The sequence below is a fragment of the Streptomyces sp. NPDC058470 genome (assembly GCF_042721055.1).
Lineage (GTDB): Bacteria > Actinomycetota > Actinomycetes > Streptomycetales > Streptomycetaceae > Streptomyces.
In genome coordinates this window covers 1-12,522 of record NZ_JBHXMF010000042.1, presented here as the reverse complement: position 1 = coordinate 12,522, position 12,522 = coordinate 1, and the positions used below count along the sequence as shown (strand labels likewise).

General features: G+C 69.6%; 10 protein-coding genes and 2 pseudogenes. 3 read left to right on the top strand and 9 right to left on the bottom strand.

The genetic code is table 11. The annotated features are described in order from the left end of the window. Nucleotides 1–363 precede the first annotated feature (363 nt). Together ACFWP7_RS27940 and ACFWP7_RS27935 are read right to left on the bottom strand one after the other, a co-directional pair. A pseudogene (locus ACFWP7_RS27940) lies at nucleotides 364–632 on the bottom strand (IS1380 family transposase); the annotation flags it as partial. Nucleotides 633–1,014: 382 nt separating this feature from the next. After that, a pseudogene (locus ACFWP7_RS27935) lies at nucleotides 1,015–1,238 on the bottom strand (transposase family protein); the annotation flags it as partial. A gap of 226 nt (nucleotides 1,239–1,464) precedes the next feature. Between ACFWP7_RS27935 and ACFWP7_RS27930 the strand changes: the two are divergent. Next, nucleotides 1,465–2,124: an MSMEG_1061 family FMN-dependent PPOX-type flavoprotein gene (locus ACFWP7_RS27930; protein WP_384386432.1), complete on the top strand. Its 660-nt coding sequence runs from the start codon at nucleotides 1,465–1,467 to the stop codon at nucleotides 2,122–2,124. A 736-nt stretch (nucleotides 2,125–2,860) separates the two neighbouring features. Here ACFWP7_RS27930 and ACFWP7_RS27925 read toward each other — a convergent pair. The 3 genes from ACFWP7_RS27925 to ACFWP7_RS27915 form a co-directional block, all read right to left on the bottom strand. Next, nucleotides 2,861–4,219, bottom strand: coding sequence for an 8-oxoguanine deaminase (locus ACFWP7_RS27925; RefSeq protein ID WP_384386429.1), 1,359 nt, complete (start codon nucleotides 4,217–4,219; stop codon nucleotides 2,861–2,863). A gap of 430 nt (nucleotides 4,220–4,649) precedes the next feature. Next, entirely contained in the window at nucleotides 4,650–5,303 is a 654-nt protein-coding gene (locus ACFWP7_RS27920; RefSeq protein ID WP_384386426.1) for a DUF305 domain-containing protein, read from the bottom strand. A 91-nt stretch (nucleotides 5,304–5,394) separates the two neighbouring features. Further along, nucleotides 5,395–5,808 carry a DUF6153 family protein gene (locus ACFWP7_RS27915; RefSeq protein WP_384386423.1) on the bottom strand — a complete coding sequence of 138 codons (414 nt, stop codon included), beginning with the start codon at nucleotides 5,806–5,808 and terminating at the stop codon, nucleotides 5,395–5,397. A gap of 120 nt (nucleotides 5,809–5,928) precedes the next feature. Between ACFWP7_RS27915 and ACFWP7_RS27910 the strand changes: the two genes are divergently transcribed. Further along, a complete protein-coding gene (locus tag ACFWP7_RS27910) occupies nucleotides 5,929–6,774 on the top strand; it encodes a patatin-like phospholipase family protein (RefSeq protein WP_384386420.1) in 846 nt (281 codons plus the stop codon). 89 nt (nucleotides 6,775–6,863) lie between these two features. Here ACFWP7_RS27910 and ACFWP7_RS27905 read toward each other — a convergent pair whose 3' ends face one another. From ACFWP7_RS27905 to ACFWP7_RS27890, 4 genes are all read right to left on the bottom strand, one after another. Further along, complete coding sequence (locus tag ACFWP7_RS27905) at nucleotides 6,864–8,015, bottom strand: acyl-CoA dehydrogenase family protein (protein WP_384386419.1); 1,152 nt, start codon at nucleotides 8,013–8,015, stop codon at nucleotides 6,864–6,866. Continuing rightward, entirely contained in the window at nucleotides 8,015–8,884 is an 870-nt protein-coding gene (locus ACFWP7_RS27900; protein WP_384386416.1) for an enoyl-CoA hydratase-related protein, read from the bottom strand. The genes ACFWP7_RS27905 and ACFWP7_RS27900 overlap by 1 nt, the downstream gene beginning before the upstream one ends. A gap of 120 nt (nucleotides 8,885–9,004) precedes the next feature. Beyond that, entirely contained in the window at nucleotides 9,005–9,637 is a 633-nt protein-coding gene (locus ACFWP7_RS27895; RefSeq protein ID WP_384386413.1) for a TetR/AcrR family transcriptional regulator, read from the bottom strand. A 95-nt stretch (nucleotides 9,638–9,732) separates the two neighbouring features. After that, nucleotides 9,733–10,995, bottom strand: coding sequence for a TetR/AcrR family transcriptional regulator (locus ACFWP7_RS27890; protein ID WP_384386410.1), 1,263 nt, complete (start codon nucleotides 10,993–10,995; stop codon nucleotides 9,733–9,735). Between the two features lie 182 nt (nucleotides 10,996–11,177). Here ACFWP7_RS27890 and ACFWP7_RS27885 point away from each other — a divergent pair, with 182 nt between their 5' ends. Then, nucleotides 11,178–12,392: an acetyl-CoA C-acetyltransferase gene (locus ACFWP7_RS27885; protein ID WP_384386407.1), complete on the top strand. Its 1,215-nt coding sequence runs from the start codon at nucleotides 11,178–11,180 to the stop codon at nucleotides 12,390–12,392. Nucleotides 12,393–12,522: the final 130 nt, after the last annotated feature.

The following is a 12,522-nucleotide window of genomic DNA, read 5'->3' as shown; positions in this document are numbered from 1 at the left end:
CGCGGGCACGCCTGAGGAGGCGCAGCTCACGGGAACGCACGCGCCCGGTTCACTCGGTACCGGGCGGGCAGAGAGGTCAGGTGTTCGTCGCGGGCATCCGGTTCCGGCCGCGCAGCCGGCACCGGACACACGGAGACACGAGGATCACCTCGTACCGTGACGGGGGAACGACAACAGCGGTGCGGTAACGCATGGCCGGTCTCCCCTCGTTCGTCACGGCGCGCGCCACGGAGTGGTGCGGCGCGCGTTGTGTGGCGAGTGTAGGGAACCGGGCGGGGGCGGGGCACCGGGTTTTTCTGCCTCTCGGCCCAGTGCCGACCGCCTCTGTGCGCACTCGGTCGCGGACAGTGCGCCGTCGGCGCCGGCCTGGGTACGGGCCGAGCGCAGCGAAGCCAGTGTCCTCTCGTCGGTGTCGGCAAGCAGCCGCCAGGCTGTTGGTGCCGAGGCGACGGGGCCGAACATCCCAGCCTGGTCCCGCAGTACGGCCGGATCCGCGATCGCCTCTCCGCCGTCGGCGAGTATCACCGCCAGATCGGTGGCGATCCTGCCCGGTCATGGCCGGTCCCACGCGGCTGAAGCGACCGCAACGCGGTCGAGTACGCGACGGTCATCAGTCCGGTGGCATCGGCGACAGGCCGGGCCGGCTCCTGGACAGTCGAGGTGAAGGGGCCGCGCCGGTCAGTCAGGAACGCGGCAGGCAAACCAACCGTCCGATCAGATGACCTGCAGTCGGCTGAACCAACCATGTCGAGTGCACCGCAACTGTCCCGACGAGACGGTGTACGAGCCGGGCACCGCCCGCCATGCCGGCTCCCCCATCGGGTCGGGGAGCCGGCATGGACGGCCCTCCCCCGGCCGGTCTCGCCGGCCCTGGGAGGGGTGTCTCAGGGGGCCGGCGTGGGCGTCGGATTCGAAGGTGGCGGGGTTGCGGCGGGTTCGGCAAGCGGGTGGTTCAGCAGGCCGTGGTGCGGACCTGCACCACCTCGGTGCTCGGGTTGTGCCGAGGCCGCGCTAGCCGTCGTCGACCTCGGTTCTCACGCCGGGGTGCTGGTGGAACTGCTCGGCGATGCCCTCGGTGCACACTGCGGTCCGGTCGTGCATTCGGCCGGGGCGCTGGGCCCGGACCACAGGGCGCGGCCCTGGCCGTCGCTGATCGTAGGGGCCTTGACGGTGCTCTGCCCGCGCTTGCCGGAGACGAAGGCCCGCCGGCCGGGACGACCCGCTTGTGGGCGGCGGACTCACGTCGCCCGTGCCGCCCGGACTCGCAGCGCGCTACCCGGCGCGGGGCGAGTTCCGTTGCCAACTCACCCAGATGTGGACGCGACAGCCCGCAGAAGGCAGGCTGGGACATGGCCGCGCCGGCCTGTTTGAGCGTCACACACCAGACAACTTGCGCGGCCGCCTGTACGTCCCCGCCCTCACCGACCGAGATCAGTCGCTGGCCGGCTCGTTAGGGTCGCAGTCATGACGACACCCCTTGCCGGCAGTGCCTTCGACTCGCTCCGCCTCGACGCCGTGCCCGACCAGGAGGCGTTGCGCCGGGCGTACGAACTCCCCGGCGACGCGGCCGTGCGCAAGCAGATGACGGAACTCACCGAGCAGACCCGGCGGTTGATCGGCTGCTCTTCGCTGGTCCTGGTCTCCAGCGCGGACGCCGAGGGCAACTGCGACGTCTCGCCGCGCGGCGGCCCTGCCGGATTCGTCGCAGTCCTGGACGCGCGGACGGTGGCGATACCGGACGCGACCGGCAACAAGCGTCTGGACACCCTGCAGAACATCATTGCCACCGGACGGGCCGGGCTGCTGTTTCTCATCCCCGGGCGGACCACCACCCTGCGGGTGAACGGCCGGGCTGTCGTCTCCACCCGCCCGGAGCTGCTGTCGCAGCTGACCGCCGTGGGAAAGCCGCCGGCCAGTGCGCTGGTGCTGGGGATCGAGGAGGTCTACCCGCACTGCCCCAAGTCGCTGCTGCGCAGCGGAGCCTGGAAGCCGGAACAGTGGCTGCCTGCGGACGCCCAGCCGACCTCGGCAGAGGTGACGCTGGCCCAAATGCGGATGCCGGACCTGACGATCGCCGACATCGAGCAGACGGAGGCGGACTCACTGAAGTACCGGTACGAGTAACGGACCGATCCGCGAGTGAACACCAGCCCACCGAACCCCCAGGCCGGCACGCCCCAGGACCAATCGCGGTCAGCCCGCTAGCGCCAACGGTTGTGCCGCTGGTCCCCAACGCCGGGGTGCGCCGATGCCTGATCGCCGTACCGGCTGAGTACGATCACCTATGCCGGTCTATGACCGCCCACCCAGCAAGACTGTTCGCACCGGAACTGGTGCGCCGGGCAGCAGCAGGCAATGGCGTATCCGGCGAGGAGTTCGTCCGCGCATACGGAGTTCGCCTGTAGAGCCGGGCACCGCTGGTTCTGTCCTGTCCTGGACATCGAGCGGCATCCGGCATCTCGAAGTGGTCGGCTCACCTGGGCGTCCGTAGTCATCTGTCATCTGCGCACCATCGCCCACCACCTCGAATCCTGGCGATCCGCCTGACTGGGCCGACCCACGGTGAACGCCGCCTCCGGTGTCCGCCGTGCGCCGGCTATGCCGCTCTGCTCCGCCGCTTCCCTGATTGCGCTGAAGCGTGCCCAGGGTCAGCCCGGAGTACCGCGAATGGCGTCGGCGCCGGATCCTTGATGCCGCGACGATCTGCTTTGCCCGCAAGGGCCTTCATGCCACCACGTCGATGCCCGACATCTCGCCGAGTCGGATCTCTCGTCGGGGGCCGTGTACCGGTACGTCTCCGGCAAGCAGGCCATCATCGGGGGGCTGCTCGACTCGACCATGAACCGACGGGACCTCACCGCTACGCGAGGTTCTGGATGCTCCGTGCGATTCGGGTGTGGTCACGCAGGACGCCGGCGAGCGCGGGCAGTACGGGTTCCCCCCGCTCCACCAGTACCTGGCCGCCGACCACTGTGGTCCAGGCCCGTGCGGGCCCGCAACGCAGCCAGGCCTCGACGGGATCGCTGAGCGCGCCGGCGAGGGCCACCGGGTGCGCGTCCCAGACCACGAGGTCACCGCAGGCCCCCGGCCGCAGATGGCCCAGCTCCTCCGCCCGCCCGAGGCAGCGCGCCGATCCCCGGGTCGCGATGTCCAGGGCGTCGCGCGCGGTCATCGCGCCCGGCCCGCCCCGATAGCGCCCCAGAAGCAGGGCGCCGCGGGTCTCCAGCCAGAGCGAGGCGTGGTCGGTGGAGGCCGAGCCGTCGCAACCGATCCCCACCGGCAGCCCCAGTTCGCGCATCTCCCGCACCCGGGCGGTACCCCCGCCGATGAGCATGTTGGAGCTGGGGCAGTGTGCGACCCCCACCCCGGCCGCCGCCAGCCGCCGCATCTCCGCGTCGTTCGGGTAGATGCAGTGCGCGACCCAGGTACGGTCGCTCATCCAGCCGGTGGCCTCGAAGTACTCCACGGGCCGGCAGCCGTACATCTCCTGGCAGTACGTGTCCTCGTCCCGGTCCTCCGCCAGATGCGTGTGCAGGCGCACGTCGAGCCGCTCGGCCAGCTCCGCGGTCGCGATCATCAGCTCGCGGGTCACCGAGAACGGCGAACACGGTGCGAGCGCCACCTTGATGAGCGCCCCCGGCGAGGGATCGTGGAAGGCCTTCACGAGGCGTTCGCTGTCGGCGAGCACCTCTTCCTCGGACTGGGTGACGCTGCGGGGCGGCAACCCGCCGTCCTCGACGGAGCGTGTCATCGATCCGCGGGTGGCGTGGAAGCGGAAGCCGATGTCCTGCGCGGCCCTGATCTGCGCGTCCACAAGGCCCGGGCGCGGATGGACGTAGAGATGGTCCATCGAGGTCGTACAGCCGCCCATCAGGAGCTCGGCCATTCCGACGTACCCCGAGACGTATGAGGCCTCTTCGTCCAGCGCCGCCCACAGCGGATACAAGGTGGTCAGCCAGTCGAAGAGAGAGCCGTTGACGGCCGGGGCGAAGGATCGGGTGAGGTTCTGGTAGATGTGATGGTGCGTATTGATCAGCCCGGGCGTCACCAGGCGGCCGGCCGCCGACACCACCTGCGTGGCCTCCGGCTCCGAACCGGGAGCCCCGACCGCGCTCACCCGGCCACCGCTGATCGCGACCCAACCGCCGGGAATCTCCCGCTCATCGTCCACGACAAGCAGCAGGGCGTCCTTCACCAGCAGATCAACAGGTGGGGCCACGGACACGGACAACCTCCGGCAGGCAGCAGCGAGTTCACCAACTGGCGCGCACAACCGCGCGCCGTCAAGCCTAGTGGGGCATGACGTTCACCCCTGCAACCTCGTCAACTTATCGTGGCCGGTCCCCGCGCTCCGCGCTGCGAACACCCGTCAGGCGCCCGTCCTGCTGGGCCTCTTTTCGCACGTCCCGCAAGGACAGGCGTCGGCCGTCGTCGGCGGTGATGTGCCAGAAGGCCATGTCGGTGCACCGCAGGGTGCCGCACACGTGGCGTACGATCTCCCGCCGCGAAGATGGACGCTCGGCGGTCCCCGGACCGCGATTCCGGCCAATCGCCGGAGCGGCCCGCCCCCATCGGAGGGTCGGCGTGGTGCTGACCCGACGGGTGGACCGGCAGGAACTCGCCTCGCCGGTCCACCCCTTGGCTGTACGTCAGCTCTTCTCAAGCATCTGCTTCATCTGCTCGATCTCTGCAGTCTGGGCCGTCACAACAGCGTCCGCGAGCTGCTTGGCGGGAGCGTATGTGCCGTTGGCCTGTTCGGTCTTCGCCATGTCGATGGCGCCCTCGTGGTGCTGGACCATCATTTCGAGGAACATCGTGTCGAACTCGGCGCCGGAGGCCTTCTCCAACTTGGCCATGTCGTCGTCGCTCATCATGCCGGGCATGGCGGACGACGTGTCGTGCTCCATGCCGGACATGTCCTCGGGAACCGCCTCGCCCCACGACGTGAGCCAGCCGGACATCGTCCTGATCTCCGGGTCCTGCGCCCCCTTGATCTTCGTCGCGAGGTCCTTGACCTCCTGCGAGGAGGCGCGGCTGTCGGCCAGGTCGGCCATTTCGATCGCCTGACGGTGGTGCTGGATCATCTCGGTCGAGAAGGAGACGTCCGCGTCGTTGTGATCGCCGGCCTTGGCCTGGGCCGAGGCTGTCGCTGTCGCTGCCGTTGTCGGGCTGGAGTTGGACTCCATCGAACCCATGTCGTGCCCGCCGCCGGCGCCGTCGCTGCAGGCGGTCAGTACCAGTGCGGCCACAGCGGTGGTGGCGGCGAGGGCGGTACGACGGATGATCGTGCGGTGTGCGGTCATGGTGGAACTCCTGGGGTGTGACCGGATCGGTGAAGGGCATGCCTGCGCGCGACGCCGCGCCTCATGGGCGTACGGCGCCACGTGGGCCGCTCTAGATCCGCAGGAGTTGGAGTTCGGACAGGGAGGGAGGTGCCCGGCCGCCGTCGGGCCCGCTGCTCGGCGGTGCGGTGCGTACGTCCGGTACTCCGGCGCAGACCACCACATCGGGCACCAGCACAGGCACCACCGCGGGCGCCCCGGCGACGGACGTGGCGGCACACACCGCGTCCGCGTGATCCGCGTGCCCCGTGCAGCCGCCCTCGTCGTGGTCGCAGATGTCCGGCATCGACGCCATGGCGCCCATGGACGTGGCCGCCGTCGCCCGATGGTGACCGGAGGCGGCGGTGGCCACCGGGACCGGACCAAGGCCGTGCATGCCGAGCAGGCCCAGCAACAGAGCGCTGACGAGCAGCCCGGTGAACCGCAACCTCGGTTGCGGCCCGGCAAGCTGTCCGAAGCACGTCACGACACCATCGTAAGCACGGGCCCTTCACTCCCCCTCACCCCAGGGGTGACGACAGGCGTCCTAGGATTCCCGTGTATACGTCGAATACTTCGAATACGTCGGCGGGCGAAAGGACATGAGATGGCTGAGGCGTTGGTGCTGGGCGGCGGCGGTGTCGCCGGGATCGCCTGGATGACCGGGCTGCTGGCGGGACTTGCCGATGCGGGTCAGGACGTTGCGGGGGCCGAGGTGATCGTGGGGACGTCTGCGGGCTCGACCGTCGCCGCGCAGCTGGGGAGCGGGCTGAGCCTGGAGGAGCTGTACGCCCGGCAGGTCGAGCCCGAGCGGCAGGCCGCCGAGATTCCGGCCGATGTGGACCTGGAGAGCTTCGGTGCGCAGCTGTTCGCCCTGCTGGAAAGTGCCTCCAGCCTCCCGGACATGAGGCGCGCGGTGGGCAGGTTCGCGCTCGACGCCGAGACCGTTTCGGAGTCGGCGCGGCGTGCGGTGATCGAGTCGCGGCTGCCGTCGCACGAATGGCCGGCTCGTACGCTGAGGATCGTCGCGGTCGACGCCGAGACCGGGGAGCCGCAGGTGTTCGACAGTTCCTCGGGCGTGCGCCTGGTGGACGCCGTGGCGGCGAGCTGCGCCGTGCCGGGTATCTGGCCGCCCGCGACGGTCCACGGGCGGCGGTACATCGACGGAGGCATCCGCTCCAACGAGAACGCCGACTATGCCGCGGGTGCGACGCAGGTGCTCGTCATCGCGCCCCTTGGGACCGCCCAACTGTTCCCGAGCGAGAAGCCGCTGGCCAAGGCCATCGAGGAGCTGCGGGCAGCTGGCGCGGGAGTCGCGATGATCGAGCCGGACGAGGCGTCGCGGACCGCGATCGGCGCCAACCCGCTGGACCCGTCCACCCGCACGCCCGCCGCCGAGGCGGGCCGCGCACAGGGCCGCCTGCTGAAGATCGAGTGGAGCAGTCCGGTCTGAGGAGGAAAAGGCCTCAAGACCGGACACCGTCCGTCCACTCCACCGGCCCCCGAATTCACGCTGCCCGCCCCCGCCCCGCGCCCGCCCGGTCACAGCGACCGGGCGATGAGCTCCTTCATGACCTCGTTCGCCCCGGCGAGCACCCGCAGCACGCGGTTGTTGGCGTACATGTGGGCGATGGGGTACTCCAGGCAGTAGCCGTAGCCGCCGAAGAGCTGTTGACAGCGGTCGACGACCTCGCCGGTCCTGTCGGTGATCCAGTACTTGGCCATGGAGGCGGTGGCGGCGTCGAGTTCGCCGCGGAGGTGGCGTTCGATGCAGTCGTCGAGAAAGGTCCCGTTGACGCGCGCGATGGTGGCGCACTCGGCGAGTTCGAAGCGGGTGTTCTGCATGCTGAACAGCGGTTTGCCGAAGGCCTCGCGCTGTTTGGTGTAGTCGAGGGTGACGGCGACGGCCGCCTCGGTGACCGCCTGGGCGATGACTGCGGTGATCAGGCGTTCCTGCGGCAACTGCTCCATCAACTGGTAGAAGCCGAGGCCCTCCTGGCCGCCGAGGACGTTGCCGACGGGGACGCGCAGTTCGTCGAAGAACAACTCGCTGGTGTCCTGGCCCTTTTGGCCGACCTTCTTGATGATGCGTCCGCGGGTGAAGCCCGGGGTGTTGTCGTCGACTTCGGCGACGAGCAGCGATATACCGGCGGCGCCCTTGGAGGTGTCCGTCTTGGCCGCGATGATGATCAGGTCGCACAGATGGCCGTTGGAGATGAAGGTCTTGCTGCCGGAGACGAGGTACTCGTCGCCGACCCGCTCCGCACGCGTGGCGATCGACTGGAGGTCCGAGCCGGCGCCGGGTTCGGTCATGGCGATCGATCCGACCCACTCACCACTGCACATCCTGCGCAGCCAGGACCCCTTCTGTTCCTCGGTGGCGTACGCGAGCAGGTAGTGCGCGACGATGCCCTCGCTCACGGCGAAGCCCATGCTGTCCGCGCCGCTGCGGATCTGTTCCTGGATCAGAACGGCCAGGTTGGCGAAGGTGCCGCCGCCACCGCCGTACTCCTCCGGGATGGTCATGCCCAGCAGGCCCAACTCGCCCGCGCGGGCGTAGAGCGCCTTGTCCGGGTGGCCCTGCTGGGCGTGCTTCTCCTCGTTGGGCGCGACCTCCTTCTCGAAGTAGGTACGGGCGAGAGCGCGCACCGCTTCGAGTTCGTCGTCGCTCCAGCGGGGTCGGGTGGCGGGCATCAGTTCATCTCCGGGGTGTCGGTACCGGTGCGGGAGCGCCAGGGCAGAAAGTCCGGCTGGTCGCTGCCGGTCAGGCCCTTGAAGGCAGGGGGACGCCGTTCCAGGAACGAGACGACTCCTTCCACCGCGTCGGCGCTGTGCGCACAGCTGGCGATGAGCCGCGAGTCGAGGTCGAAGGCGGGTTCGGGCGAGTCGAGGGCGCTCATGCGGTAGAGGGCCTGCCTGATGACGGCGACCGAGACGGGCGCGGTCTTCTCGACGAGTTCACGGGCAAGCTCGTACGCCTTGTCCAGTACGTCGGCCGAGGGGTGGACGGCGCTGACCAGTCCGGCCCTCAGCGCCTCACGGGCGGGGATCAGCCGACCGCTGACCATCCAGTCCAGTGCGCGTCCCATGCCCACCAGTCGGGGCAGGAACCAGGTGGAGCCGCCTTCGGGATAGATGCCGCGGCGGGAGAAGACGAAGCCGAACCTGCTGTCGTCGGCGGCGAGGCGGTAGTCGGCCGGCAGGATCATGGTCGCGCCTACCCCGACCGCGGCACCGCGCACGGCGGCGATGACCGGCTTGTCGCTGCGATACAACTCACGGGTGACCCGGGTGGCGGGTTCGGTCCACACCGGAGCCGGCGATGACTCGTCGGACTCGGTGACGCCGAGGCCGCCGCCGCTCAGATCCGCTCCGACGCAGAAGTCGTCGCCCGCGCCGGTGAGCACGATGACGCGTACCTCGTCATCGGTGTTGGCGGTCTGCAATGCGTGAGCTATCTCGTCGGCCATCCGGATCGTGTAGCCGTTGCGGGACTCGGGCCGGTTCAACAGCACCGTCGCGATGCGCCCGCTCACCTCGTAGCCGATCTGCGTGTACTCCATTGTGCTCCTCCGCAGGGCTGATGATGCCCAGCATGGCGATTTTATTGGCGCAGTGTCAATAGAGCTGAGTGACAACTGCCCGGGACGCCTGCCGTCCGACATGACCGCTGGGGGCAGCGGCTACCGGGTGGCCCTACGGGAGGCGCACAGCGCAGGGAACGTCACGTTGAGCAGATGCAGCAAGGTATCCGTCAGCAGAACATGCAGGTCACTGCGGCTGAAAGCACCCCGCACGAGCCACTCCCTTGAGGCCGCCCGCATCATGCTGCCGAAGGACCGGATGGCCGCCCTGAGCTCAGCGACGCACTCGTCGGCCTCCGTGAGCCGCGCCGCCTGGATCACCCACTCGGTGGCGATCTCGTCGCCCTGGAAGAGGATCTCGTCGATCTCCGGGTCCCGGCCCGCGGCCTCGCTCCCGATGGCCGTGAGCCACATCGAGGCATTGCGTTCGACCAGGTCGAGCCAGCGGTCGATGAGCACGGTGACGCGCCGCTCGACCGTGGAGTTGGGCAGGTCGTCGGCGATGGGAGAGGGCGCGGTCACCAGCTGGCGTACGACGGCGAGGTACAGGCCCCGCTTGCCCCCGAAGTAGTGGTTGATCAACCCTCGCGCGACCCCGGCCTCGCGGGCGATGTCGGTATTGGCGACCGCCTCGTAGGGATACTCGCCGAACAGGGCACGGGCCACCTTCATGATCTGGGCCCTGCGCTGGTCCGGCTCCAGTCGCTGTCTCACCCGTGGCTCGACGCTCATGTCAGTCCTCACTGCCTGGGGTGTCAACAAGGCGGGTTCCCTGCGCTGCAGGTCAGTGTAGATCGGCCACCCCGGACCGCTTTGTTGCCGTTACGTCAATAGCTGTGTTCGGTTTCTTCCGCCCGGCCTCGGTCCGGCAGCAGGACGGTGAGCATGAGCGGGTACAGGTCGTCGGCGAGGTACGGACGGGCCATGAAGCGTTTGGTCTGCGCGATGTCGTTGACCAGTGCGAAGGCGGCGTGGACGCGGATGCGGGTCTCCTCGGCCGACCGCTCGGGGGCGACCGCTGCGACCAGATCGACCCAGTACTGGGTGTACGCCTGCTGGAACCGGCGTACCTCCGCGCGGTCCCGGCCCGGCAGGTTGTGGCCCTCCCGGAAGTAGGCGGCGACCAGATCCCGGTGCCCGGTCACCGTGTCGACGTACGACCTGGCGAGCAGGCCGAGAGTGGCGCCGGCTTCCAGTTCGGCTCTCTGCGCCTGGAACACGGCCTGCCGCAGGTGCTCGCCGATGCGGTTCGCGACCGTCTGGAGCAGCTCCATCTTGCCGCCGAAGTGGCTGTAGATGCTGGGGCCCGCGATCCCGGCCGCGGCGCCGATCTCCTCCATGGTGACGGCATGGTAGCCGCGGTCCCAGAACAACCCCGCGGCCACGGCGAGGAGTTGTTCCCTGCGGGAGTCGAGCAGGGCGGCTCTGGGCTGTGACGCCGGTGACCGGCCGCCGTGTTCTCGCGCTGCGGGCATGCCGGCCGCGAGGACGTCCAGCGCGATGGCCGTCAGCAGGTGTTCCAGCGCGGTCTGCGGCAGCCGTACGCGGTGGTCGGAGATGCTGCCGAACACACTGAGGGCGGACCACGTCAGCAGTTCGGCGTCGCCCTGGTTCAGCTCCGGTCGCCGTTCACCGAGTGCCGCCGCCAGGGGGATCGTCGCCCGCGCCGCGGCCTTGGCGACCTCCTCCCCGTCCGCCGCCGCGAGATGCCGGCCCTCGCGCCGCCACAGGACGCCGAACTCCGGGTGGCCGACGACGAAGGCCGCCAGTTCCGCCTGGGCTGCCGCCAGGCCCTCCGCCGGAGAGACGCCCTCGCGTGCGGTGGTGTCGCCGAGATGCCGCTCCACGATGTCCGCCGCCTGCGCGAGCCCTCCGCACACCAGGTGCGCCAGGATCGCCTGCTTGTTCTTGAAGTGCCGGTAGATGGCGGGGCCGCTGATGCCGGCCGCCGCGGCGATGTCGTTGACCGACACGTTGTGGAACCCCTGCTGCGCGAACATCCCGGCGGCGATCAGCGCCAGCTGGTCGCGTCGGGACGGCCGCTCCGGGGCGGCGGTCCGGGTGCGCTGGCGAGGTGCGGGCGTCGGCATGCGATAGATCCTCTCACCGTGCAGCGTTAACAGGAATTAAGCACGTGTGGGCTTCACAGAACCCTTGACAGCAGGAACTATCTTCAATCAAGTTAATGAGCATTAGGTTGCCTCGATCGAGTGGCGACACAGCGGGACGGCAGCCGGACGACGGCGGGCCCGCAGAGAGAGGACCGTCTCCCTTGACCACTGAAGCCTTTGTCTACGACGCGCTCCGCACCCCCCGGGGCCGGGGCAGGAAGACCGGCTCACTGCACGGGATCAAGCCCGTGTCGCTCGTCGTCGGCCTGATCGACGAGATGCGGGAGCGCAATCCCTCCCTGGATCCGCAGCTGATCGAGGACGTCGTCCTCGGTGTCGTCAGTCCGGTCGGCGACCAGGGCTGCGACATCGCCAAGACGGCTGCCCTCGCGGCGGGGCTGCCCGACACCACGGCGGGCCTCCAGGTCAACCGGTTCTGCGCGTCCGGCCTGGAAGCCGTCAACCTCGCGGCGCAGAAGGTGCGTTCGGGCTCCGAGGACCTGGTGCTGGCCGGCGGTGTCGAGTCCATGTCCCGGGTGCCCCTGGGCTCCGACGGCGGCGCGTGGCCGCTGGACCCGGCGACCTCGTACGACACCTACTTCGTCCCCCAGGGCGTCAGCGCCGACCTGATCGCGACCATCGAGGGCTTCTCCCGCGAGGACGTGGACCGCTATGCGCTGCGGTCGCAGGCGCGCGCCTCGGCGGCACGGGAGGCCGGGTACTTCAAGGACTCGATCGTGCCGGTGCGGGACCAGAACGGTCTGACGGTCCTGGACCACGACGAGTTCGTGCGGCCCGACACCACGCTGGAAGGCCTTGCCGCGCTCACGCCGTCGTTCGAGGTGATGGGCGAGGCCGGCGGCTTCGACGCGGTGGCGCTGCAGAAGTACCACTGGGTCGAGAAGATCAACCACGTCCACCACGCCGGCAATTCCTCCGGCATCGTCGACGGCGCCGCGCTGCTGCTCGTCGGCAGCGAAGAGGCCGGCCGGCAGGCGGGCCTCACCCCCCGTGCCCGCATCGTGGCCACCGCGCTCTCCGGCGCGGACTCGACGATCATGCTCACCGGCCCCGTGCCCGCCACCCGCAAGGTGCTGGCCAAGGCCGGTCTGACCGTCGACGACATCGACCTGTTCGAGGTCAACGAGGCCTTCGCCGCCGTGGTCCTGCGCTTCGCCAAGGACCTGGACGTCCCGCTGGACAAGATCAACGTCAACGGCGGTGCGATCGCCCTCGGCCATCCGCTTGGCGCGACCGGGGCCATGATCGTCGGCACGGTGATCGACGAGCTGGAGCGGCGCGGTCAGCGCTACGGACTGTGCACCCTGTGCGTCGGCGGCGGCATGGGCATCGCCACCGTCATCGAGCGGCTCTGACCCCACGACCGCGACCGCGACTGCGACTGCGACTGCGACCACCGAACGGCTCCGACCCCGCGCCCCGACCGCGAACACCGAACCGCTCCCCGCGCCCGACGGCGACCGCGACGCGACCACCGAACCGCTC

Excerpts from the sequence above, each read along its gene's own strand:
- ACFWP7_RS27930 (WP_384386432.1), top strand. The coding sequence starts at position 1,465 with ATGACGACACCCCTTGCCGGCAGTGCCTTCGACTCGCTCCGCCTCGAC.
- ACFWP7_RS27920 (WP_384386426.1), bottom strand. The coding sequence starts at position 5,303 with ATGACCGCACACCGCACGATCATCCGTCGTACCGCCCTCGCCGCCACC.
- ACFWP7_RS27910 (WP_384386420.1), top strand. The coding sequence starts at position 5,929 with ATGGCTGAGGCGTTGGTGCTGGGCGGCGGCGGTGTCGCCGGGATCGCC.
- ACFWP7_RS27905 (WP_384386419.1), bottom strand. The coding sequence starts at position 8,015 with ATGCCCGCCACCCGACCCCGCTGGAGCGACGACGAACTCGAAGCGGTG.
- ACFWP7_RS27900 (WP_384386416.1), bottom strand. The coding sequence starts at position 8,884 with ATGGAGTACACGCAGATCGGCTACGAGGTGAGCGGGCGCATCGCGACG.
- ACFWP7_RS27895 (WP_384386413.1), bottom strand. The coding sequence starts at position 9,637 with ATGAGCGTCGAGCCACGGGTGAGACAGCGACTGGAGCCGGACCAGCGC.
- ACFWP7_RS27890 (WP_384386410.1), bottom strand. The coding sequence starts at position 10,995 with ATGCCGACGCCCGCACCTCGCCAGCGCACCCGGACCGCCGCCCCGGAG.